The organism is Rhizobium tropici CIAT 899 (assembly GCF_000330885.1).
Taxonomy (GTDB): domain Bacteria; phylum Pseudomonadota; class Alphaproteobacteria; order Rhizobiales; family Rhizobiaceae; genus Rhizobium; species Rhizobium tropici.
The window spans coordinates 3,287,525-3,310,747 of the sequence record NC_020059.1 but is presented as its reverse complement, the minus strand read 5'-3'; the positions used below and the strand labels follow the sequence as shown (position 1 = coordinate 3,310,747).

At 60.2% G+C, this 23,223-nt stretch carries 22 protein-coding genes and 1 tRNA gene; 5 read left to right on the top strand and 18 right to left on the bottom strand.

Translation table 11 applies throughout. The features are described from left to right. Positions 1-34: 34 nt before the first annotated feature. The 4 genes from RTCIAT899_RS16230 to argH all read right to left on the bottom strand — a co-directional run bounded on the left by RTCIAT899_RS16230 (position 35) and on the right by argH (position 6,092). The gene (locus RTCIAT899_RS16230) at positions 35-2,776 is read right to left on the bottom strand and encodes a TIGR02302 family protein (RefSeq protein ID WP_015341318.1); all 2,742 of its coding nucleotides are present in this window, start codon (positions 2,774-2,776) and stop codon (positions 35-37) included. Positions 2,777-3,011: 235 nt separating this feature from the next. Next, a complete protein-coding gene (lysA, locus tag RTCIAT899_RS16225) occupies positions 3,012-4,283 on the bottom strand; it encodes a diaminopimelate decarboxylase (RefSeq protein WP_015341317.1) in 1,272 nt (423 codons plus the stop codon). 13 nt (positions 4,284-4,296) lie between these two features. After that, the gene (lptM, locus tag RTCIAT899_RS16220) at positions 4,297-4,491 is read right to left on the bottom strand and encodes an LPS translocon maturation chaperone LptM (protein ID WP_015341316.1); all 195 of its coding nucleotides are present in this window, start codon (positions 4,489-4,491) and stop codon (positions 4,297-4,299) included. 200 nt (positions 4,492-4,691) lie between these two features. Beyond that, complete coding sequence (gene argH / locus RTCIAT899_RS16215; protein ID WP_015341315.1) at positions 4,692-6,092, bottom strand: argininosuccinate lyase; 1,401 nt, start codon at positions 6,090-6,092, stop codon at positions 4,692-4,694. 23 nt (positions 6,093-6,115) lie between these two features. Between argH and tlpA the strand changes: the two genes are divergently transcribed. Next, entirely contained in the window at positions 6,116-6,781 is a 666-nt protein-coding gene (gene tlpA, locus RTCIAT899_RS16210) for a thiol:disulfide interchange protein TlpA (protein ID WP_015341314.1), read from the top strand. Positions 6,782-6,813: 32 nt separating this feature from the next. Here the strand turns inward: tlpA and RTCIAT899_RS16205 are convergent, their stop codons facing one another. From RTCIAT899_RS16205 to RTCIAT899_RS16180, 6 genes are all read right to left on the bottom strand, one after another. Further along, the gene (locus tag RTCIAT899_RS16205) at positions 6,814-7,692 is read right to left on the bottom strand and encodes a 3-hydroxybutyryl-CoA dehydrogenase (protein WP_015341313.1); all 879 of its coding nucleotides are present in this window, start codon (positions 7,690-7,692) and stop codon (positions 6,814-6,816) included. Positions 7,693-7,836: 144 nt separating this feature from the next. Beyond that, complete coding sequence (locus RTCIAT899_RS16200) at positions 7,837-8,766, bottom strand: electron transfer flavoprotein subunit alpha/FixB family protein (protein WP_015341312.1); 930 nt, start codon at positions 8,764-8,766, stop codon at positions 7,837-7,839. A 27-nt stretch (positions 8,767-8,793) separates the two neighbouring features. Further along, positions 8,794-9,543, bottom strand: a complete 750-nt coding sequence (locus RTCIAT899_RS16195; RefSeq protein WP_015341311.1) for an electron transfer flavoprotein subunit beta/FixA family protein — start codon at positions 9,541-9,543, stop codon at positions 8,794-8,796. 195 nt (positions 9,544-9,738) lie between these two features. Further along, positions 9,739-10,317, bottom strand: coding sequence for a cob(I)yrinic acid a,c-diamide adenosyltransferase (locus RTCIAT899_RS16190; RefSeq protein ID WP_015341310.1), 579 nt, complete (start codon positions 10,315-10,317; stop codon positions 9,739-9,741). 182 nt (positions 10,318-10,499) lie between these two features. Next, positions 10,500-10,703, bottom strand: a complete 204-nt coding sequence (locus RTCIAT899_RS16185) for a twin transmembrane helix small protein (protein ID WP_015341309.1) — start codon at positions 10,701-10,703, stop codon at positions 10,500-10,502. Between the two features lie 72 nt (positions 10,704-10,775). Next, on the bottom strand, positions 10,776-11,609 hold the full coding sequence (locus RTCIAT899_RS16180; protein WP_015341308.1) for an SDR family oxidoreductase: 834 nt from the start codon (positions 11,607-11,609) through the stop codon (positions 10,776-10,778). A 112-nt stretch (positions 11,610-11,721) separates the two neighbouring features. On the opposite strand from RTCIAT899_RS16180, the gene RTCIAT899_RS16175 reads away from it, so the two are divergent. Continuing rightward, a complete protein-coding gene (locus RTCIAT899_RS16175) occupies positions 11,722-12,684 on the top strand; it encodes a YihY/virulence factor BrkB family protein (protein ID WP_015341307.1) in 963 nt (320 codons plus the stop codon). Here the strand turns inward: RTCIAT899_RS16175 and gluQRS are convergent. Further along, entirely contained in the window at positions 12,649-13,530 is an 882-nt protein-coding gene (gluQRS, locus tag RTCIAT899_RS16170) for a tRNA glutamyl-Q(34) synthetase GluQRS (protein ID WP_015341306.1), read from the bottom strand. The genes RTCIAT899_RS16175 and gluQRS overlap by 36 nt on opposite strands. Between gluQRS and RTCIAT899_RS16165 the strand changes: the two genes are divergently transcribed. Both RTCIAT899_RS16165 and RTCIAT899_RS16160 read left to right on the top strand, forming a co-directional pair. After that, the gene (locus tag RTCIAT899_RS16165; protein ID WP_184461939.1) at positions 13,529-14,218 is read left to right on the top strand and encodes a DNA-3-methyladenine glycosylase family protein; all 690 of its coding nucleotides are present in this window, start codon (positions 13,529-13,531) and stop codon (positions 14,216-14,218) included. The genes gluQRS and RTCIAT899_RS16165 overlap by 2 nt on opposite strands. 111 nt (positions 14,219-14,329) lie before the next feature. Continuing rightward, positions 14,330-14,887 carry an HNH endonuclease gene (locus RTCIAT899_RS16160; RefSeq protein WP_015341304.1) on the top strand — a complete coding sequence of 186 codons (558 nt, stop codon included), beginning with the start codon at positions 14,330-14,332 and terminating at the stop codon, positions 14,885-14,887. A gap of 272 nt (positions 14,888-15,159) precedes the next feature. Here the strand turns inward: RTCIAT899_RS16160 and RTCIAT899_RS16155 are convergent, their stop codons facing one another. The 5 genes from RTCIAT899_RS16155 to RTCIAT899_RS16135 form a co-directional block, all read right to left on the bottom strand. Then, positions 15,160-15,672 carry a disulfide bond formation protein B gene (locus tag RTCIAT899_RS16155; protein WP_015341303.1) on the bottom strand — a complete coding sequence of 171 codons (513 nt, stop codon included), beginning with the start codon at positions 15,670-15,672 and terminating at the stop codon, positions 15,160-15,162. Between the two features lie 18 nt (positions 15,673-15,690). Further along, on the bottom strand, positions 15,691-16,284 hold the full coding sequence (locus RTCIAT899_RS16150; protein WP_015341302.1) for a YqaA family protein: 594 nt from the start codon (positions 16,282-16,284) through the stop codon (positions 15,691-15,693). 356 nt (positions 16,285-16,640) lie between these two features. Further along, positions 16,641-18,407: a DUF262 domain-containing protein gene (locus RTCIAT899_RS16145; protein ID WP_015341301.1), complete on the bottom strand. Its 1,767-nt coding sequence runs from the start codon at positions 18,405-18,407 to the stop codon at positions 16,641-16,643. 96 nt (positions 18,408-18,503) lie between these two features. Next, positions 18,504-18,588, bottom strand: a tRNA-Leu gene (locus RTCIAT899_RS16140). A gap of 143 nt (positions 18,589-18,731) precedes the next feature. Next, a complete protein-coding gene (locus RTCIAT899_RS16135; protein ID WP_015341300.1) occupies positions 18,732-20,030 on the bottom strand; it encodes an MFS transporter in 1,299 nt (432 codons plus the stop codon). Between the two features lie 229 nt (positions 20,031-20,259). On the opposite strand from RTCIAT899_RS16135, the gene RTCIAT899_RS16130 reads away from it, so the two are divergent. Further along, positions 20,260-20,847, top strand: a complete 588-nt coding sequence (locus RTCIAT899_RS16130; protein ID WP_015341299.1) for a TetR/AcrR family transcriptional regulator — start codon at positions 20,260-20,262, stop codon at positions 20,845-20,847. A gap of 103 nt (positions 20,848-20,950) precedes the next feature. Here RTCIAT899_RS16130 and RTCIAT899_RS16125 read toward each other — a convergent pair whose 3' ends face one another. Together RTCIAT899_RS16125 and RTCIAT899_RS16120 are read right to left on the bottom strand one after the other, a co-directional pair. Further along, positions 20,951-21,745: a class I SAM-dependent methyltransferase gene (locus tag RTCIAT899_RS16125; RefSeq protein ID WP_015341298.1), complete on the bottom strand. Its 795-nt coding sequence runs from the start codon at positions 21,743-21,745 to the stop codon at positions 20,951-20,953. Positions 21,746-22,060: 315 nt separating this feature from the next. Beyond that, positions 22,061-23,041: an aldo/keto reductase gene (locus RTCIAT899_RS16120; RefSeq protein ID WP_015341296.1), complete on the bottom strand. Its 981-nt coding sequence runs from the start codon at positions 23,039-23,041 to the stop codon at positions 22,061-22,063. Between the last annotated feature and the right edge of the window lie 182 nt (positions 23,042-23,223).

The window sequence follows — 23,223 nt, the reverse complement described above, 5'->3', positions numbered from 1 at the left end:
TGAAGACAGGCAACTTTTTCGATGGCGGGCTGCCTCACTGACCCAAATTCAGCAGACGTTCCAGATAGCGCCGTTCTTCGCTGAGCGTGGGATTGTTGCTCAGCCGCTCGCGAATGGCGTCGAGAATTTGGCGGGCGCGCTCTGCGTTAATGATATCAGGCACCATGTTGTCGTTAGGGTTGTCCGAGAAACCACCCTCGTTGCGCGATCGGCCGAGCGGATCGCGGCCGTTTTGGCCGCCTTGGCCCATCTGCCCCGGCATCTGTCCCTGCCCCTGCCCTTGTCCCTGCTGCATCTGGGCCATAAGCTGGTTCATCATTTCGCGCGTGCCCTTGCGCAGGGCGTCCAGCGCGCGTCCCTGGCCCTGCACGGCGCCTTCGCCGTTGCCCTCGGCAAGCTGACCGGACGCCCCCTTCATTTCCTGCTGTGCCTTGCCGTAATTCTGATTTGGCTTCATGCCCAGTGAGCCAAGGTTTTTCTGGAGTTCGCCAAGCTGTTTGCCGAGATCCTCCTGCTGCTGGCGCAGCTGCTTCAGCGCGTCGCGCAGCTGATCGGCCGTCATGCCATCGGTGGGATCCTTGCCCTTATCGCCCTGCTGGTTCTGGCCTTGCTGCTGATCCCGCTGGCCTTGGCTGCGCTGGCCCATATCCGGGCGCATCGGGTCGTTGAGGCCGGGCATGGGCTGATCCATCAAGCCGTCGCCGTCCTCGTTGGAATCGCCGCGCTGCATACGATCGCGCATGGCCTGATCGAGCTTGAAGGTCTGATCCATCAGCTTCTGCTGATCGCGCATGATGCGGCCGAGCTTGTCCATCTGCTCGCGCATCTTGTCGTTGGCCTGGTTCTGCTGCTGCCCAGGCTGCGGCTTGCCGGCCTGCAGGCTGTTCATCAGCTGCTGCAGTTCGGAAAGCATCTGCTGTGCGGCCTGGCGATTGCCGGAGCGGGCGAGATTCTCGATCTGATCCATCATGCGCTGCAGATCCTGCTGGCGCAGGATATTGGCGGAGCGCTGGTTCGGCTGGGCCGGCATGTTGCGCATGCGCTCGGCCAGCTCCTTCATATAGGCGTCCATCGCCTTGCGCAGCTCGTCGGTCAGCTTCTTGATCTCGGCGTCGGAGGCGTTGCGCTGCAGGGCGTCGGAAAGCTTCTGCTGGGCGTCGCGCAAGGCCTTTTCCGCATCGGTCAGCTGCGCATCTTCCATGCCGAGCGCGATCTGCCAGAGATAATCGGCCGTATCCTTCAGCGAGGCTTCGCTGCTTGCAAGCTTCATGCGCGTCAGCGCCGACTTGATTGCTAGATAGTTGCCGAGATCGGGGATTGTTTCTTCCGGCCGTATGGTCAGCGACTTGTTGAGTTCGATCGCTTCCGGCATCTTCCGCGTATCGAGCGCGAAGACCTGACGTTCTTCGGCCACGGCGGCAGCGAGCGGCTGGCTGAAATTACGGGACGGCAATATCATCTCATAGGGTGAGCTGCGGCCCGTCTGGCCAGCACCGTCCTTGGCGACGAGGGTGATGCGCACGCGCTTGCCGGCCAGCGGATCCTGAGTCAGATCATGGCTTGCCAGACCCTTGCCATTGCGGCGGTCGCGACGCGGCATTTCGAGCTTGAATTCCGGCAAGCCATAGAGCGGCGTCGCGGCAGGATTGGATTCCACCGGCACGATCTCGGCGTAGGCTTCCTCGACGCCGTAATCATCCCTGACCTTGAACCCGAGTTCCAGCGCACCGCTGGCCATCGCATGCGGAATGCCGTCGAAGGTGATCTCCGGCGGCTTGTCGACGACCACATTGAAGGACCATGACTTGCCGTTGACGGTGAGTTCGCCACGCTTTTCGAGCTTGAGAACGTGCGTGCGTGCGACCATCCCGTCCGCAGCCGGGATATTGCCGGAGCTGTTTGCAGCAGGCGGTACGGCGGGAGGTGTTGCAGGCTTCGCGCCAGCCGGGCCCTGCTTGTCGGCGTCAGCGGCCTGCTCGGGGATTTCGATGCCCTTTTCCGCGCCAGCCGCCTGGAACAGCACTTTCTCATCCGTGGCAGCACCTGAAACACGCACGGTGAGCTCGGAGAATTGCGGCACGTTCAGGCTATTGCCGGCATTGTCGACATTGCCGGTCAGATAGACCGGAGGCTCGCCGGTATAATAGGGCGGGGTGACCCAGGCATCGACACGGACATCCGGGTTGCTTGATGTCGAGGTCGATGCCGTGAAGGCATCACTGACTGAGCCGCCGCTGTTGGACAAGGAAAAGCTGAAGGCCGTCACCAGCAGCAATGCAGGGACGGCGCGCAATGCGAAACGGTCGTAACGGGTAATATCCGGCCTTGGCAGGCCCGCATCCAGAGCGGCGATGCGCTCGGCCATGCGCGTCTGGTGCTCGCGCCAGAGCGCGCGCGCAAAGGCGGTGTCGAGCGCCGGCTCTTCTTCCTGCACGGTAACGGGCTGGTGGGCGAGACCATTGCGCTCTTCCAGCAGTCGGTCCGCCTCCGTGGTGCCCGGCCAGTGCAGGCGGCGTAGCGGATAGAGCGAGATGACGAAGCCGGCCGCGAAGACGGCAAGCAGCAGAAAGCGCAGAATATCCGGCGCGATGCGGAAAATGCCGAACCAGGCGACGCAGAGGAAAAGGGCCAGAATGGATGCCGGCAACAGCAGCCGTGGCAGCAGCTGTTCGCTGACCAGAACCAGCCGCGCAAAGAGACGCTTGACCGCAACCATGCGCGCCAGCGCCGGACGGGTGGCGAAAGCGCCCTTCTTAGGGTTGCTGGGACTGGTCATCGGTCCGGTCTTCTCCCGATCTGACGTTGGCTAGTAGCCCATTTGGGTGGCGCGGCGTCCCACACGCTCGCGCACGCGGTGCCCGGCGAGACACCATTCAATCAAAGATAACATTCTTTGTGGCGAAGACGAGGGCAACGGGCATGAAAGGCTGCTTTTTCACCAGACTTCGCCGAAACGTGATCGGGTAGAGCGGCTATTTCACCGTCCCCCCGAAATCACGGATTGAAGCCGATTATCCCTCAAGCCAGGCCGGGATCGAATCCAGGCCGATCAGCTCTTCATAGGTCGCGCGGGGGCGGATGACGTGGAATTCATTGCCCTTGACCAGCACTTCGGGAACCAGTAGCCGACTGTTGTAGGTGCCGGCCTGCACGGCGCCGTAGGCACCTGCCGAGCCGACGGCCAGCAGATCGCCGGGCTTCGGCATCGCCATGTCTCGGTCGAGGGCCAGATAATCGCCGGTCTCGCAGACCGGGCCGACGACGTCGGCCTTGATACGCGGCGCACTGGCATCGCCGACCGCGACCGGGCGGATCTCATGGTAGGCCTCATAGAGCGTCGGGCGGATGAGGTCGTTCATGGCGCCGTCGACGATGACAAAGCTCTTGTCGCCGCCATCCTTCACATAGATGACCTCCGTCACCAGAATGCCGGCGTTGCCGACGATCAGGCGGCCAGGCTCGGTGACGATCCGGCAATTGAGGCCGCGGAGCTGGTTCTTGACGATCTCGGCATAGGCGTCAGGCAGCGGCGGCGGATTGTTGTCGTCGCGATAGGGGATGCCGAGGCCGCCGCCGATATCGACGTGATGGATATCGTGGCCATCGCCGCGCAGCGTTTCCACGAGGTCGCGCAGCAGCTTGAAGGCATCGTCGAAGGGCTGCAGCTCGGTAATCTGGCTGCCAATGTGCATGTCGATGCCGGTGGCATTGATACCGGGCAGGCTGGCGGCGCGCTCATAGACGGCACGGGCGCGCTGCCAGGATATGCCGAACTTGTTTTCCTTCTTGCCGGTCGAAATCTTCGCATGCGTGCGCGCATCGACATCGGGATTGATGCGGAAGGAGACGGGTGCCACCTTGCCGGCGCGGACGGCGCGCTGGTTCAGCACTTCCAGTTCCGGTTCGGATTCAACGTTGAAGCAGTAGATGCCGGCTTCGAGCGCTGCGTCCATTTCCTGCGCCGTCTTGCCGACGCCGGAGAACATGATGCGGCTTGCGGGAATGCCTGCGGCCAGTGCGCGGCGCAGCTCACCAACGGAGACGACATCGACGCCGGCGCCGAGGCGGCCAAGCGTCTTCAGCACCGCCTGGTTGGAATTGGCCTTCATGGCGTAGCAAACCATGGCGTCGACATCGCCGAAGGCTTCGACGAAGACGCGGTAGTGGCGCTCCAGCGTTGCCGTCGAATAGACGTAGAAGGGGGTACCGACCGCCTTGGCGATCTCGGGAACCGGAACATCCTCGGCGTAGAGGATGCCGTCGCGATACTCAAAATGGTTCACGGTCGTTGCCTAATTAGAGAAGCGGGTCGAGGAAGAACTTCTTGTCCTCCGTACCCGGCTCCTTCGTCGGCTTGGAGACGTCGCCGCCCTTGGTCGCATGAGCACTCGGAGGATCGAGAGGGCCTTTGCGGCCACATCCGACGACGGCAAGGCCGACGACCGAAAGCACGACGGTCAGGCGGATGATGTGCGGCATGTTGATCTGCATCGAAATCCTCTTGGGCGACTAGAGCATGATGCCGAAAAGTGTAAGCGGTTTTCGGACGACATCATGCTCTACTTCTTTGATTTTAGAGCCGGATGATTTCAGGTCGAAACGACCTGAAATCATCCGGCTCTAGCGCGAAAGTCACTCTTCTTAGCGAAGTTTCCGCGTCTTGTGCACCCTGATTGTTTGAGTGCGTCTTCTCAGTTGCGGGCGCGCCAGAAGGCGATCTGCTTGCGCACTTCCGAAGGCGCCGTGCCGCCGAAGCTCTTGCGGCTGGCGACCGAGGCCTCGACCGTCAAGACATCGAAGATCTTGTCGGTGATATCCGGGTGGATCGCCTGCAGGTCGGCAAGCGACAGTTCTGCCAGCTCGCAGGATTTGCTTTCGGCAAGCGCCACGGCGCGGCCCGTCACATGGTGGGCATCGCGGAACGGCAGGCCGGCTTCGCGCACCAGCCAATCGGCGAGATCGGTGGCGGTGGAATAGCCGGATCCGGCGGCGGCCTTCATGCGGGCGGTGTTGATCGTCATGTCGCGCATCATGCCGGTCATGGCGGCAATGGCGAGTTCCAGGCTTTCGGCAGCGTCGAAGACCTGTTCCTTGTCTTCCTGCATGTCCTTGGAATAGGCGAGCGGCAGGCCCTTCATGATCGTCAGCAGCGCCACCAGCGAGCCGTTGATGCGGCCGGTCTTGGCGCGCACGAGTTCGGCGGCATCCGGATTCTTCTTCTGCGGCATGATGGAGGAGCCGGTGGAAAAGGCATCGGAGAGGCGCACGAAGCCGAATTGCGGCGTGGACCAGATGACGATCTCTTCGGCAAGGCGCGATAGATGCATGCCGGCGATCGCTGCAATCGACAGGAATTCCAGGGCAAAATCGCGGTCGGAGACGGTGTCGATCGAGTTGCGGGTCGGCTCGCGGAAGCCGAGCGCCTTGGCTGTCATGTGGCGATCGATCGGGAAGCCGGTGCCGGCAAGGGCAGCGGCGCCGATCGGCGATTCGTCCATGTGCTCGATGGCGTGGCGCACGCGCGAGCGGTCGCGGCCGAACATTTCGACATAGGCCATGCAGTGATGGCCGAAGGTGACGGGCTGCGCCGTTTGCAGATGCGTAAAGCCCGGCATGACGCTGTCGGCATGTTCCTCGGCACGGTCGAGGAAGGCAGAGATCAGCTCGGTCAGCGCCTGCTCGCATTTCTGCAGCTCTTCCTTTACCCAGAGGCGGAAATCGAGCGCCACCTGGTCGTTGCGCGAACGGGCGGTGTGCAGACGGCCGGCGGCCGGGCCGATCAAGGTCGCAAGCCGCGCCTCTACATTCATATGGATGTCTTCGAGGCGGCGTGAGAATTCGAAATTGCCGCTTTCGATCTCTGACAGGATCGTGTTCAACCCGTGAACGATCTTGTCTTTATCCTCGGTTGAAATGATGCCTTGATTGGCGAGCATGCTCGCATGCGCGATTGAGCCGCGGATGTCTTGGGCAAACAGCTTCTTGTCGAAATCGATCGAGGCATTTATCTCCTCCATGATTGCCGCGGGGCCGGAAGCGAAACGCCCGCCCCACATCTGGTTGGAGGATTTGGTGTCCGTGCCGTCAGTCATGAGATGCCCACCTGGAGAATGTAATGACAGCAAAGAAGCCGTTCGGTCTGCCGTCCATGAAACTTGTTATGCTTGCCGCCGTCGCCGGGGTTATTGCCGGTGCGGCAGCGGTATACGTGAAGGAGGCGGGGTATGGCAATGGCATTGGTGAAACGGCCTCGGCCGATCAATGCGGGACTGCGAGGGATCGCGCCGCTGCCCTGACGCCTTTCACCAAGGGCCAGGTCGCCGCCATGAGCGTGCCGCCGGCGCCGATCTCGCTTCAGGGTGTCTCCTTCAAGGGGGCTGAAGGGCAACCGCTGTCGATCAGCAGTTTCGCCGGCAAGACCGTGCTGCTCAATGTCTGGGCGACATGGTGCGTGCCGTGCCGCGAGGAAATGCCGGCACTGAATGCGCTCGAGAAGAGCGTCGGCAGCAACAAGTTCGAAGTGGTCGCCGTCAACATCGATACTGGCGACGATGAAAAGACCAAAGCCTTCCGCACGGAATATGCGATCGACAAGCTCGGCTACTACCGCGACAACACCATGGGCGTGTTCAACGTATTGAAGAAGCAGGGGCTGGCCTTTGGTTTGCCGGTGACGCTATTGATTGACGACAAGGGCTGCCTGCTGTCGGCGATGAACGGACCGGCCGCCTGGGACAGCGAGGATGCCAAGAACCTGGTGAAGGCGGCTGCGGGGATTTAATTTTCTCCTTCTCCCCTCGGGGAGAAGGTGTTTTATCGAGTCGGAACGGGCGTTTCGCCGCGGTAGTCATAGAAGCCGCGGCCCGATTTGCGGCCGAGCCAACCGGCTTCGACATATTTCACCAGCAGCGGGCAGGGGCGATACTTGGAGTCGGCGAGCCCATCATGCAGCACCTGCATGATCGAAAGGCAGGTGTCGAGGCCGATGAAATCGGCAAGCTGCAGCGGGCCCATCGGATGGTTGGCGCCCAGCCGCATGGCGGTGTCGATGGCATCGACGGTGCCGACGCCTTCATAGAGCGTGTAGATCGCCTCGTTGATCATCGGCAGCAGAATGCGATTGACGATGAAGGCGGGGAAATCCTCGGCGACGGTGATCGTCTTTTCCAGCGAGGAAACATAGTCCTTGGCGGTGGAGAAGGTCGATTCGTCCGTGGCGATGCCGCGCACCAGTTCCACCAGCTTCATGACCGGAACCGGATTCATGAAGTGGATGCCCATGAAGCGCTCGGGACGGTCGGTGGCGGAGGCAAGGCGGGTGATCGACAGCGACGAGGTATTCGTCGCGAGCAGCGCTTCGGGCTTCAGCACCGGACACACCTGCGCATAGATCTTGCGCTTGACGCTTTCGTCTTCCGTCGCAGCCTCAATGGCGAGATCGACCTGGGCGAGATCGTTGAGATCGGCAGAGCCGGTGATGCGGGCAAGCGCTGCCTTGCGTTCCTCGTCGGTCGTCTTGCCGGATGCGACCTGGCGGGCGAGGTTGCCGTTGATGGTGGCTAGCCCGCTTTCGATGCGGTCCTGCGCGAGATCATAGATATGAACCTTGTAGCCGGCCATGGCGGACACATGGGCAATGCCGCAGCCCATCTGGCCCGCGCCGATAATACCGATCGTCTTCAGCGAACTCATTGCCAACTCCCCGGCGCGCTCCTGGCGATGCGCTATGCTTTTAACTCAAATTTGCCGGGCCATTTCTAGCCCGGCAAAGATTGATAGACCTATAAGAGACGATTTTCCAGTCTCTCGCAACTGCGAGAAGGCCGGTGGGCGCGATCAAAGCGCCTTCTGGAGTTCCGGCAGCGCTTCGAAGAGGTCGGCGACGAGGCCGTAGTCGGCGATCTGGAAGATCGGGGCTTCCTCGTCCTTGTTGATGGCGACGATGACCTTCGAATCCTTCATGCCGGCCAGGTGCTGGATGGCGCCGGAGATGCCGCAGGCGATATAGAGCTGCGGTGCGACGACCTTGCCGGTCTGGCCGACCTGCCAATCGTTCGGCGCGTAGCCGGCATCGACGGCAGCGCGGGACGCGCCGACGGCAGCGCCGAGCTTGTCGGCAACCGGCAGGATGACTTCGCGGAACTTCTCCGCAGAGCCGAGTGCGCGGCCGCCCGAGATGATGATCTTGGCCGAGGTCAGCTCCGGACGATCCGAGCTCGACAGCGCATCGCCGACGAAGGTGGACAGCGCCGGATCGGCAGCGGCAGAGACGGTCTCGATCGCAGCCGAGCCGCCTTCGGCAGCGGAAGCGAAGGAAGCCGTGCGCACGGTGATCACCTTCTTGGCGTCCGTCGACTGCACCGTCTGGATGGCATTGCCGGCATAGATCGGCCGCTTGAAGGTATCGGCGGAAACGACTTCGATGATCTCCGAGACCTGGGCGACGTCAAGCAGGGCGGCAACGCGTGGCAGCACGTTCTTGCCGACCGAGGTCGCGGCGCCGATGATCACGTCGTAGGAGCCGGAAAGTGATACGATCAGCGCCGCCAGCGGTTCTGCGAGATTGTTGGCAAGGCTTGCATCCTCGGCAACCAGCACCTTGGAGACGCCGGCAAGCTTGGCGGCCTGCTCGGCCGCAGCCTGGGCACCAGCACCGGCGACCAGTACGTGAATGTCGCCACCAATCTTTGCGGCCGCAGTCAGCGCCTTGGCGGTCTGGTCGGAGAGGTGGGCATTGTCGTGATCAGCCAGAAGAAGAATGGCCATGATGTCTAACTCCTCGTTCGGACTGGGTTAAAGCACGCCGGCTTCGGTCTTGAGTTTCTCGACCAACTCGGCAACCGAGGCCACCTTGACGCCTGCCTTACGGCCGCCGGGCTCTTCGGTCTTCAGCACCTTCAGGCGCGGCTCCGTCGAGACGCCGAAATCGGCTGGGCTCTTCTTGTCGAGCGGCTTCTTCTTGGCCTTCATGATGTTCGGCAGCGAAGCGTAGCGCGGTTCGTTCAGGCGCAGGTCTGACGTGACGACCGCCGGCAGCTTGACCTCGATGGTCTGCAGGCCGCCATCGACTTCGCGGGTCACCTTGGCGCTTCCCTCACCGATCTCGATCTTCGAGGCGAAGGTTGCCTGGGCCGTACCGAGGAGCGCCGCCAGCATCTGGCCGGTCTGGTTCGAGTCGTCATCGATCGCCTGCTTACCGACGATGATGAGGCCGGGCTGTTCGGCTTCGGCCACGCCCTTCAGGATCTTGGCGACGGCGAGCGGCTCGACGGCATCGTCGGTCTCGACCAGGATGGCGCGATCCGCACCCATGGCGAGCGCCGTGCGCAGCGTTTCCTCAGCCTTGGCAGGTCCGATGGATACGACCACCACTTCCTCGGCCTTGCCGGCTTCCTTCAGACGCAGCGCCTCTTCGACCGAGATCTCGTCGAACGGGTTCATCGACATCTTCACGTTCGAAAGCTCAACGCCGGAACCATCCGGCTTCACGCGAATCTTGACGTTGTAGTCAACAACCCGCTTGACGGGGACGAGAATCTTCATGGAATCCTTCCTTCAACATGACCGCCCGAGAACATGCGCTGTTCAGCGCCATTCCATTTGTCGAATGGCGACATGGATACGCGTTTTTTTCCCAATTACAACGCTTCCAGGCCGCCGAGAGACGAATTGCTTGAAAGGCATAAATAACGTTTACGTCAACGTCAATATGTGCGCCCTGGTGATTGGCATGTGCCGCTATCGATTCTTGCCGGGAACCCAGAGCACATCGCCTCGACCCTTATCATTCGCATAGCGCGCCGCAACGAAAAGCAAATCGGAGAGCCGGTTGACGTATTTCAGCGCCGCCGGGCTGACGCGTTCGCCTTGCTCACGCGACAGTGCCACCATCAGTCGCTCGGCACGTCTGGCAATGGTGCGGGCGAGGTGCAGATGCGCAGATGCGGCGTTTCCGGCCGGCAGAACGAAGGATTTCAGCGGCTCGAGATCGGCATTGAGCAAATCGATATCATGTTCCAGGCCTTCGACCTGATGGTCGGTGATGCGCAAGGGTTCATAGGGTAGGGGCTCGTCCGTTTCGGGCGTCGAAAGATCGGCGCCCAGATCGAAGAGATCGTTCTGGATGCGCATCAGCATCGTGTCGATCTCGGGCATGTCTGACATGTGCAGCCGGGCGACGCCGATGGCGGAATTGGTTTCGTCGACAGTGCCATAACTTTCGACGCGCAGATCGTGTTTGAGCCGCCTGGGACCTGCGGCAAGGCCCGTCGTGCCATCGTCGCCGGTCTTGGTATAGATCTTGTTGAGCTTGACCATCGTGTTCCCGTGGTTAGAGCCTTTCGCTTTTCTTGGGATCGCGAAATGCTCTAACCCTTTGTTTTACTTAATTCCGGACGGAAAGCCGCTTCGCACTTTTCCCAGAATAGCTTTCGAGCATGATGCCGAAAAGTGTGAGCGGATTCAGATTTTAGGTCGAACAGACCTAAAATCATCCGGCTCTAGGCCGGGCGGCCGCCGCCGGTCAGCCAGAGCGTCAGCATGATCAGGATCACCGCTACTGCCTGCAGCAGCACACGCAGCTGCATCAGCCGGTTCGAAAGGTTCGGGTTGTCGCCTTTCATCATGTTCAGCAGGCCGCGAATGAGAACGATCGCGACAAGTCCCATGACAATGATGGCGGCAACGTAAGTAACGGTAGACATGGCTCCTCCATCCTTGTCTTCATTTAAGCACTCTCAAGCGGAAAAGGCGCTTTGCCCTTTCGTGGGATTGCTCTAGTCCAGCCGGCGCATCAGACGATAGAAAAGGTTAGCCGGCAATAGCCTTTTCAACAGCACGCCCTGCTTGGCCGGTGTCGTTACCAGATAGTGCGGGCGCGGATTTCTAACGTTCAAAGCCGATTTTAGCACATCATAGACCGCTTCCGGGCCTAATTTATGTTTACTGATCGGGCCTGATCCATCAAGCCGCCTGAGCTGCCTGCGGTATTCCACCGCATGGGGCGAGCCTTCGAGGTCGATATGCTCGTTGATCTTGGCGAGTGCATTGGCGGTAAACTTCGTCGCGATCGGGCCGGGCTCGATGAGGCTGACATGGATGCCGCTGTCCTGCAGTTCCATTCTGAGCGTGATCGTCAGCCCTTCCAGCGCAAATTTCGAGGCCGTGTAGGCGCCGCGGAAACGGTAGGGGACGAGTCCCAGAATGGAGGAGCAATTGACGATGCGGCCGTGGCCCTGTTTGCGCATTAGCGGCAGGATCTGGCGCGTCAGCTCGTGCCAGCCGAAGAGGTTGGTTTCGAACTGTTCGCGCAGCACATCCGTCGTCAGGTCCTCGACGGCGCCCGGCTGCCCGTAGGCGCCATTGTTGAAGAGGGCATCGATGCGGTCGCCTGTGCGCTCGCGTAGTGTCGCCACCGTCGCGGAAATGGTCTCGGCCTTTGTGTAGTCAAGGAGCAGCGCTTCGATGCCGTCGGCTTCGAGCGAAGCGAGATCTTCCTGTTTACGCGCGGTTGCAAATACGCGCCATCCGTCGGCCTTCAGTGCCCGCGCGCAATAAGCGCCGATGCCGGAGGAGCAACCAGTGACGAGTATCGTGCGTTGTTCCGTCATGGGAAGATGATTCCTGTACAAACCGAAACTCGTTTCCCATATTCAGGAACCCGATACAATCGACAACCGGCGGTATCGGCCGGGATGAATGCCGACGCCGAGCGGAGATGGAATGCCGACAGCCCTGCGGACGATTTACAAGGTGATCTACGACGCAGTGTTCCATTTCGTCGAGGATGACGGGTTTGCCATGGCAAGCCATGTGGCACTGTCGACGCTGCTGGCGGTTTTTCCCTTCCTGATCTTCGGCACGGCGCTCGCGAGCTTTCTCGGCGCCAGCCAGTTTTCATCGACCGCTGTACACCTGATTTTCGATACCTGGCCGGAGGCGATCGCCAAGCCGCTCGCCGACCAGGTCGTGCAGGTGCTGACCATTCCGCGCGGCGGGCTTTTGACGATTTCCGTGCTTGCGGCCGCCTATTTCGCGTCGAACGGCGTTGAGGCGCTGCGCATATCGCTGAACCGCGCCTATCGCGTGCCTGAGACACGGCCGTGGTATTTCAACCGTCTCGCCAGCCTCGGCTATGTGCTGATCGCGGTGCTGATCTTCGCCATCCTCAGCATCCTACTCGTCGCCGTGCCGCTCGCGCTCAATTACACCAGGCAGTGGCTGCCCAAGCTCGCCGATATCCTTGACATCGTCTTCAGCTGGCGGATCTACGGCACGATCTTTCTGCTGCTGGCGGGCCTGATGATTCTGCATCTGTGGCTGGCGGCCGGGCGCAGGCGGGTGTTCGACGTGATCCCCGGCGTGATCCTGACGCTGGTCTTCTGGTCGATCGGCGCAGTGCTCTTTGCTTATTATCTCTCGACCTTCGCCAACTATACCGCCACCTATGCCGGTCTGGCGTCCGTGATGATCGTGCTGATTTTTCTCTATATGCTCGCCGTGATCTTCATCATGGGGGCGGAGGTCAATGCGGCGCTGATGAAATTCCGCGTGCGGCGGCTGCTGTTCGGCAAGGTGGCGAGCCGCGCGGCCGCCGAAGTAGCTGCGGAAAGGATGCCCTCTGAACCGCCGGCCGAACCAGGGGCCGGATCAGAGGCCGATGCGGCGGCGAAGCTCCGCCGGTGAGAGGCCCCGCCGGCGCCATTCGGCAATGCCGGTATCGCCCATGCTCTTGGAGAGTTTTTTGCCGTCCTCTCCGAGAACGAGGCGGTGATGATGATAGAGCGGCTCCGGCAGGCCGAGCAGCGTCTGCAGCAGGCGGTGGATCGAGGTAGCGTGGAAGAGGTCGAGCCCGCGCACGACATGGGTGATGCCCTGCACGGCATCGTCGACGACGACCGAGAGATGGTAGCTCGAGGGCGCATCGGAACGCGATAGCACGACATCGCCCCAGGCGGCGGGATCGGCGGGGATTGTGCCCGTTTCGCCGTCGCCGCTCTCCTGCCAGTGCAATGGTTGGTCCGCAGCCGCCAATGCCCTCTCCATGTCGAGACGCCAGGCATGTTTCATGCCCGATGCCAGCAGGCCTTGCCGCTCGGCATCGCTGCGCTCGCGATCGTCCATGGGATAGAGCGGCGTGCCGTCCGGGTCGCGCGGCCATGATTTGCCATCCGCCTCGAAAGCGGCGACGCGCGATTTGACCTCGCCGCGGGTCAGGAAGGCGGGATAAACGAGGCCGCGTGCGATGAGTGTCTGCAGGGCCTGCTGATAGGCCGGAAAGTGCTCGGACTGCCGGCGCGCCGGCTGCTGCCAGCTGAGGCCGAGCCAGGAAAGATCTCTATAGATGCCCTCTTCGAAATCGGGTGTGCAGCGCGCCTGATCTATGTCTTCGATGCGCAGCAGGAAATCGCCGCCGGCTTCCGCCGCCATGTCGTGATTGAGGATGGCCGATAGCGCATGGCCGAGATGCAGCGTGCCGTTCGGGCTCGGGGCAAAACGGAATTTCGGCTTTTGACGGGGAATCTCGATCATGCTTTCTTCTGCCACGAATTTTAACCTGGGACTACGAGACGTCATGCAGATCATTCGCGATGAGCGCGATATCGAACGAGGGCTTGCTGCCCTGCTGGAACTCGATCCGCGGCTGCGGCCCGTTGCCGCAGAGGCGGGCACCTTGCCGCTGCGCCTGCGCGAGCCCGGCTTCGAGGGGCTTGCCCATATCATCGTCTCGCAGGTCGTCTCGCGCGCCAGCGCCGATGCGATCTGGGGGAAGATGATTGCGGGGATGGGGCAGGTGACTGCTGAAGGCTATGTGCGACTGGAGCCGGAGGCATGGCGAAGCTTCGGCTTGTCGCGAATCAAGCACGAAACGCTCCATCGCGTGGCGGATGCCGTTGCCGGCGGCAGCCTCGATCTTTATGCGCTCAGCGCCGAATCACCTGAAAAGGCGCTCGCCGAGCTGATATCGATCAAGGGAATCGGCCCTTGGACGGCGGAAGTCTATCTGATGTTCTGCGGCGGTCACGCAGATGTGTTTCCGGCCGGCGACGTGGCGCTGCAGGCGGCCGTCGGCATGGCTTTCGGCCATGAAGTCAGGCCCTTGGCCAAGGCAATTGCCCGGGAAGCCGCGGTTTGGGCGCCCTGGCGCTCGGTCGCTGCCCGGCTCTTCTGGGCCTATTATGCCGTGAAAACACGCCGGGATGCGCTGCCTGTAGTTTAATCGGCCGTCTCCCTGAAATTGCCTTTATGCACTGAATTTATTGGACTTCACAATCCTGTAACAACCGGCCTAATATACAGGTGCAGATGCCGAATCGATCAGGAGGGTTCCTTGACGATTGCAGTTTCCCCGCAGTCCTTGCCGGCGCTCGTGCTGAACGCTGACTACAGACCGCTGAGTTACTATCCCTTGTCGCTCTGGTCCTGGCAGGACGCGATCAAGGCGGTTTTTCTTGACCGTGTGAACATCATCGCAGAATACGATCAGTGCGTGTCCTCACCGAGCTTCTCGATGCGGCTGCCGAGCGTCGTGTGCCTGAAGACATATGTGCAGCCGTCCCGCAATCCCGCCTTTACCCGCTTCAACGTCTTCCTGCGCGACAAGTTCGAATGCCAGTATTGCGGCTCCCATGACGACCTGACCTTCGACCACGTCATCCCGCGCGCCCATGGCGGCGAGACGACCTGGGAGAACGTCGTGGCCGCCTGTTCGCCGTGCAATCTGCGCAAAGGCAGCAAGCTGCCAAAGCAGGCCGGCATGTTCCCGGCGCAGAAACCATACCAGCCGACCGTGCAGGACCTGCACAACAACGGCCGCCTGTTCCCGCCGAACTATCTGCACGACAGCTGGCTCGACTATCTCTACTGGGATTCGGAACTGCAGCCGTAGGGGTCGTAGTGGCGATTGTGCTCGAGGAGAGTGCGGCACCCCCCTCTGTCCCTTTCGGGACATCTCCCCCACAAGGGGGGAGATTGGTCACTTGCAGCACTTTTTCGACCTAAACTGACATCGCGTCTGCTGTCGCTGGGTTCATCCGTCTTTAGCAGAGGCGCGGCATACTCCCACCAATCTCCCCCCTTGTGGGGGAGATGTCGCGACAGCGACAGAGGGGGGTATCCGAGCCGCGGCATACGAGAGATCACGGCCGCTCGCCCAAAGATTCAAGCAGCCTTCTTAGCACCCACAAAAGCAATAGCAGCCAGGATCACGCTGGCGACCACATTCCAGCCGGCCATCGACAGGCCGAGGATGCGCAGCGCTGCTTCCGTGCAGGAGGGACCCTTGATGGTGTTCAGCTGGCCGAGCAGGTCGCCGGCATTCTGCGTGACGCTGCTTGCTGTCGTCGAGCAGGTGGTCGGGCCTTCCCAGAAATGCCATTCAACGCCGGCGTGATAGACGCCGATGCCGCCGCCGACCAACATCATCAGGCCGGCGATGATGAGGAGCCCGCGGGTGATCCAGGAGGGCAGGCCGGCAACTGCCGTCAGTACGGCGATGATGGCGACGGGGATGCCGTAGTAATAGGGTTGGCGCTGCTCCAGGCAGAGCGCGCAGGGGATATAGCCGCCAATATACTGAAAGCCGAGTGCCGAGCCGATGACGACGATCATGCCGATCGTCAGCAGGGCGCCATAGCCGAGGCCGGCGCGGGAGGAAGGCGAAGTCGTGGACATGCGTTGGGGGCTCCTTGGTCAGCTCGCCAGGGCAAAGTGGAAGACGGCATAGAGGGCGATGAGAACGGCGGCGGCGATCATGGTGATCTGGCCGAGGCGCTTCTCGATGAAATGGCGGATGGATTCGCCATAGCGGCGCAAAAGGAAGGCCAGGAAGAAGAAGCGGGCGCCACGGGCGACGATGGCGGAGACGATGAACAGGCCGAGATCGATATGCGCGACGCCGGAGAGGATGGTCACCACCTTGATCGGCGGCAGATGCGCCAGGCCCGATGTGACCAGCAGGAGCAGGATCCATTCATAGGTGACGCCGGCGCTCATCTGGTTGAAGGCGTCAAGCTTGCCGTAGAATTCGAGGATCGGCTTGGCAATGGTCTCGAAGGCATAATAGCCGAGCGCCCAGCCGGCTATGCCGCCAAGCACGGAGGCAACCGTCGCCGTCAGCGCATAGCGCCAGGCGCGCTCGGGCTTGGCAAGCGACATCGGCAGGAAAAGCACGTCGGCCGGCACGAGAAAGATGGAGCTCTCGACGAAGGCGATCACCGCCAACCAGATTTCCGCCGATTTGCGGCCGGCGAGTGACATGGTCCAGTCGTAAAGTTTACGAAGCATGAGGGCCCCTTTTTGCTGCGTTGCAAACCTTTAGGGGGCAGGATTATGGCTGTAAATGGTCGGGGACTGACGGAAGTGGCGGAAAGGCAAAATTTTTCGTGATGGGAGGGAGTGGGACTATCTTCAATGTCCAATGTTCAACTAAAGGATCCTAGCGCTGAGTTGTCCCGGCTAGCTAAGAGCGGCATCGAAAAAGTTCAGAGGCTTTGGATAAAAATAGGCGCAATTTGAACGCCCAACCGGATAAAGAACAACAAGTCGACGTTGGTGTTTCCAAGCAGAAACGACAACCGAAATCGACTTGTAAAGCGGAGTTCTGCCGTATTCTCTATTTAAACGATCTAAAGAAAACGCCGCTAAAATCGTCGAGCGACGTCCGGAACTGACTGAATCGAAACTTTCACCGTCGAAGAAAGATGACGGTCAAAGCATTCATCCCCCAAAAACGTCATGCGAGATTGGCCCGGTACAACAATGCGAAGAACATCTAAATTATGATAGACGAAGCAGTCTAGTTTAGACAGCATGTCATTTCGGAGATGATCTGATAGTGCAGAGGTATTGATTTTGTCTTTAATTTTCATCACATAAGAATCGAGGCTCAAGTCGAGTAGTTTAGCTTCCCGCTCTATGCCGACGATATATCGCCCCTCAAAAACCACCGGATCAATTCCATCCAGCTTCTGGACTCGCTTCGCATCCGCAATTTTGTCGCACACGCCGACGTATATGTAGGAGTCTCGATGGGGAGCAATATTGGCCATTCCGCAAATGGTGCGAACAATATCATCCAGAGTGTTTTCGCTAAAGTTTCGTTGAGAATCTAGCGATAGAAGACCCTGCTTAAATTCGTAATGAGGTAGCTCGATGCGTGACCTGCGCAACGAGTTCTCAAATGTATAGACGAGCGGCTTTCCGAGAGGGATGTCCCGCACATCATCTTCGGCGAAAGCATCCTGAACAGACCCCTTAATTGAATTGATATTTGCCCGCCGCTTTGCCGGCTCGATTGCTTTGCGCTGAGTCGTCACCTGTAGATCAGACAGCGCTGTGACGAGAGCTTTGTAATCATGAACGTCCATGCCCCGCACTATTATAAGCTCGTAGAAGGCAAGGAATAAGGCAGCGAATATCGTTGAAATCTCGTTATGATGCTGCCCCTTTGACACAATTGACTGTAGTGTTCCATGGTCAATGTTCTCGCAGGCAATTTGAATTCGGTCGAATACCGTAAGGAAGTCGCGCTTGATATCGTCCTCACCGTATTTAGAAAGAAGTGCCTCCATGCGGGCATATTCTTTAGAGCTTGGATCATAGATGCGATCCAAAGACAATCGGGAGCGTTGCACCGGTTCCTTGTTTAAAATACAGGCCAGAATATCCGCTATCATCTGCTCGTCGAGGCTATCTCTCAAGCTGCTAAAATGCAAAACGCCTTGCTTAGACCAGAAGGTATTTTCAGCGCTAATACCATAGCCATGAACAGTCTTGACACCTTGGACACTAATCTCGGGCATTACTGAGAGCGGAACATTGTCTTCCGACACATCGCCGCGAATCTCACAGCTTAGTGCCCTAACCAGCTGGGAGAAACGGGAGGTGAGGCCTGCTTGTCGTTGCTCTTGTTCACTTAGCCGTCTGCCATAAGAGTTGATGCGTTCAAAGATTTGAATAATAGATTCAGAATCTGCTCTTTCGACAATCGTTACCGGCAATACGTATTCCGAGAAGACGGCGCACTCTGTAGGGGGCAGAAGAACTTTATCATCCTCTACAATTTCTCTTTCGTCATCTTTTGCTGCTTGAGCTGCGCGTGGCAGCTGACGCATGTCGTAAAGACGGCCTTCTGTCGTGCGAAACGCGTTCTCGATGAATGAGAAAATCGTGTGGAGTCGTTGCAGTCCATCGATAATGTCGTATGTTGCGTCCTCAGAGGGGCGCTTCGCAAGCAAGACTAGAGGAACCGGAAAGTCTTTCAATATGCTGTCGACGAGCTTTTGCTTCTCTTCAAGAGTCCATACTAATTTCCGCTGATATCTTCGGTCGACGTAAAAATCGCCATCCCTGAACATTCGATATAGGGTTTGTATTGAAAGCGTCGTCGAGCTCAGTTCGATCTGCATTTATCATCCATCTCTATATAGAAATTTCCAAGAATCGATTGCAATACAATTGCACGTTGTTCTTTGGCGTCAAGTTTATAGTGAGATAGATATTATTGGTGCCCCATGCCGGAGTCGAACCAGCACTTCTTTCGAAACTCGATTTTGAGTCGAGCGCGTCTACCAATTCCGCCAATGGGGCAACGGGGTACTGACGAGGCGGCTGTCTAGCATGTGAGCGGCGGGCCGCGCAAGCGGGGTCGGCAGATATTGCGAGTGTTTCCGCAGGGTTGCGGTTTGGCCCATGGCGTTGGTGGACGCCATGGGCCTTTTGCTGTTTGAGGCTCAGTGAGCCATGGCCGGGCCCTTGGTGGTCGAGCCGGACTTTTGCAGGGTGATTGCCAGGATTGCGGCGAGCAGGCAGAAGGCGCCGGCAACGAAGAAGGCGGGCAGGTAGGTGTTGAGTTCGGTTCGGGTAAGGCCAGCGCCATAGGCGGCGGTGGCGGCGCCCAGCTGGTGGCCGGCGAAGACCCAGCCGAAGACGAGGCCGGCCTTTTCGCGGCCAAAGCGGTCGGCGGCGATCTTGACGGTCGGTGGCACGGTGGCGATCCAGTCAAGGCCATAGAAGACGGCGAAGATCGACAGGCCGTAGAAGGTGAAATCGCTGAAGGGCAGATAGACGAGCGACAGGCCGCGTAGGCCGTAATACCAGAAGAGCAGCCAGCGATTGTCGAAACGGTCGGAGAGCCAGCCGGAGCCGATCGTGCCGAAGAAATCGAAGATGCCCATGACGGCGAGCACGCTGGCGGCCGCGACCGGCACGATGCCGAAATCGCCGCAGAGGGTGACGAAATGCGTCTGGATCAGGCCGTTGGTGGACAGGCCGCAGATGAAGAAGGTGGCGAACAGGATCCAGAAGGTCGAGGTGGTGGATACCTCCCGCAGGATCGCGATCGGCGAGGCGAGTGCTGCCTTCAGGTTCCTGGTGGCCGCCGGCGGGGGCGTGATGTGGACCTCGCCGACCAGCGGCAGATTGACGTCCGAGGGACGGTCGCGCATCAGAAGCAGCACGATGAAGGCGGCAACGACGATCATGCCGCAGACGAAGAGCACCGTGGTGCGCCAGCCATAGCGCGTCGTCAGCTCCGCCATCAGCGGCAGGAAGACCAGCTGTCCTGTGGCTGAGCTTGCCGAAAGCATGCCGATGACGAGGCCGCGATGCTTGGTGAACCAGCGCGTCGATACGGTCGCCGCCAGCACCATGGCGGTGAGGCCGGTGCCGAAGCCGATGATGATGCCCCAGCATAGCAGCAGCTGCCAGACTTCGGTCATATAGAGCGAGCCGATGAAGCCGATGCATATGGTGCCCAGCGCGAAGACGATGACCTTGCGCACGCCGAAATGGTTCATGAAGGCGGCGGCAAAAGGACCCATGAGGCCGAACAGCACCAACCGGACGGCAAGTGCGGACGAAATCGAGGAGGTGCTCCAGCCGAACTCGTCTTCCAGCGGCTTGATGAGCACGCCGGGCGCGCCCATGGCGCCGGCCGTGACCAGCATGGTGAGGAAGGTGGCGGCGACGACGACCCATCCGTAATGGATGTTGCGCCGGGCGAGCGTCGAGGCAAGGGTAGTGGAAACCATGAGCTGCGTTCCAATCAGGTTGGGTATCGTGCCGTCAGGCCGGACTTGCGAAAACACCAGATCGCGGACAGTCGGGGTACCGTACCACGTCTAGTGTCCTGCCGTTCTCCAGGCTTGAACGTTTGTGCAAAGGCATTTACATGATTGCTATCATATTTGTTGCGTATTGATGATGGCCATCATATAAATTGTCAATACAGTTTTCTTGATGCTCTGATGGAGTTTTTTGATGAGAGTGAGCCGGGAGAAATTCGCCGAGAATCGCGAGAAGATCCTTGCCGTGGCGGGCGAGCTCTTTCGCGAAAAGGGTTTCGACGGCATCGGCGTCGCCGAGATCATGAAGGCGGCCGGGCTGACGCATGGCGGTTTCTACGGCCATTTCGATTCGAAGGACGAGCTTGCCTGCGAGGCGAGCAAGGCGTTGGTGGCGCGTTCGCTGGAGCGCTGGAAGCAAGTGGCGGCAAGCTCGCCCGAACAGCCGCTGGAAGCGCTGCTTGCCCATTATCTCTCGCACCGCAACGTGGTGGAGCATGCGACCGGCTGCGTCTTCGCGGCGCTGACCCAGGAGGTCAGCCGCCATGGCCCCGAGATGCAGTCCACCTTCACCGGCGGCCTGATGGGGCTGGTCGAGGTGCTGGAAGAGATCGTTCCCGGCGAAACCGCCGAGGATCGCCGGCGCAGGGCCTTTGCCAGCCTCTCGGCCATGGTCGGCGCCGTCATCCTGGCGCGCGCAATGGATAGCGCTGAGCTGTCGCAGGAATTCCTGTCGGCGACCCGGCAGGAGCTTTCGCCGCTGCCGAGTAACGAAAACAGCTGATCTGGAGCAGTTCCAGCAAAAGTGCGAAGCGGTTTTGCGTCTGGAACTGCGTAAAAACAAGAAGATGGAGCGCTTTCGCGATTCGAAGAAAAGCGGAAATGCTCTAGTCCCGGAAGGCGAGCAGCCCGTTCGCCTCGACGAGTTCCCTGAACTTGCCGTCGGGCGCGACCGCCAGCAGCTCGGCGCGCAGAGCCGCCTCGAAATCGGCTGCCTTGTCGCCCAACGCCTGTGGCGAGGTCGACGACATCGAGAAGATGCGGCCGACGATCTCTTCGATATCTCTGATGTATTCCGAGAGGATGCCGATGCGTTCGAGATTGCGGAAGGGGGAGGCGAGCAGCATGGCCTCATGCGGCGCCCATTCCTTGCTCCGGCGCATCTGCCGCTCCGCGCTGCGCTCAGGCGAATAGGTTTCCATCAGCGGCTCAAGGATACCGCGCCAGTTCGGCTCCGCCAGAATGCCTTTATCGTGGAAGAGCACGACGGCGCCGCCCGGCTCGATCAGCCTGTCCAGCGCCTCGAGCGTGGCCGGCCTGTCCATCCAATGGAACGAGCGGCCCATGACGCAGAGGTGCAACTTGCCGAGATCGGGGCCGAGATCGTAGGAGGAGCCCTGCCGGATGTTGATATCGACGCCAGCCGCCTTCGCGCCAAGTGCGGCTTCAGCGAGCATTTCCGGCTCCGGGTCCATGGCGGTGACGGCGGCACCCTGCAGCCGCGCGAAGGCGATGCCGAGCTGGCCCGGACCGCAGCCGAGATCGAGCACATGGTCGCCGGGCTTGAGGCCACTGCGCTCCGCGACGCGGGTAATCAGCCTGTCCGGATAGGGGATGCGATAGCGCAGATAATAGGTCGCGGTCGACTGAAAGCGCCGCGCCTCGAAGGGAACTGTGATCATGGGCTGTCATCCTCGGGGGTAGGGAACCTCGATTTGTTAAGCCCCAACTATGACCTGTTCGTGAAGTCACTTTTGCGCGATTTGCCGCGTGGTCAATCGGCTTCAGGGCTTGGGACCGCCCCTCACCCTAGCCCTCTCCCCGCTCGCGGGGAGAGGGGACGATCGAGCGAAACACTGGCGGTCACCGTAGGGAGGGAACTTGGATTGGGCAGGAAACCCCCTCTCCCCGTCAAAACGGGGAGAGGGTTGGGGTGAGGGGCCAGGCAAGCAGGTGCGGCATCACCAGCGTAACCTGATCAGCCGCAAAATCCCCGATCACTTAAACCCGGCAACCCCATGCGGGACGTAGGGGCTTTCCAGCGTCTCGATTTCCTCCGGCGTCAATTTGACCTCCAGGGAAGCGACGGCATCGGTGATGTGGCCGGGTTTGGAGGCGCCGATGATCGGGGCGGTGACGACGCTCTTCTGCAGGATCCAGGCGGTTGCCACCTGCGCGCGCGGGATGCCGCGGGCCTTGGCGATCGTTCCGACGGCATCGACGATCTTGCGGTCGGCTTCGAGCGCCTGGGTGTAGAGCGTCTTGCCGAATTCGTCGGACTCGGTGCGGGCCGTTGCTTCGTCCCAATCGCGGGTAAGCCGGCCGCGGGCGAGCGGGCTCCAGGGGATGACGGCGATCTTCTGATCCTCGCAGAAGGGCAGCATCTCGCGCTCTTCCTCGCGGTAGAGCAGGTTCAGGTGGTCCTGCATGCTGACGAACTCCGTCCAGCCATTGAGGCGAGAGGTATAAATCGCCTTGGCGAATTGCCAGGCATACATGGAGGAAGCGCCGATATAGCGGGCCTTGCCGGCCTTGACGACATCATGAAGCGCTTCCAGCGTTTCCTCGATCGGCGTCGTATAGTCCCAGCGGTGGATCTGATAGAGATCGACATAGTCGGTGCCGAGGCGGCGCAGGCTGTTGTCGATCTCGTCGAAGATCGCCTTGCGCGACAGGCCGGCGCCATTCGGGCCGGGGCGCATGCGGTTGAAGACCTTGGTGGCAAGCACGATATCGTCGCGCTTGGCGAAATCCTTGATGGCGCGGCCGACGATCTCCTCCGAGGAACCATTGGAGTAGGTGTTGGCCGTATCAAGGAAGTTGATGCCGGCTTCGATCGCCTGCCGCAGTAGCGGGCGACTCTCGTCCTCTTTCAGCGACCATGCATGCGTGCCCTTGTTGGGGTCGCCATAGGTCATGCAACCCAGGCAGATGCGTGAGACTTCAAGACCGGTCCTGCCGAGCTTTACGTATTCCATCGTTATTCTCCGTCCATTCGATTATTCGGCGCAATGAGGACCACCGCCGGAAGAGCGGTGGAATATGTGCGTCGCGAAAGCAAATCGGCGGGCAAGATCGTCGCCGGACGACGCATCAGTTGGTGAAGAGCTTCAAAGTATTCTTCAATAAATAAGGCAATTCGTCCGGCAGAGAAGATGGC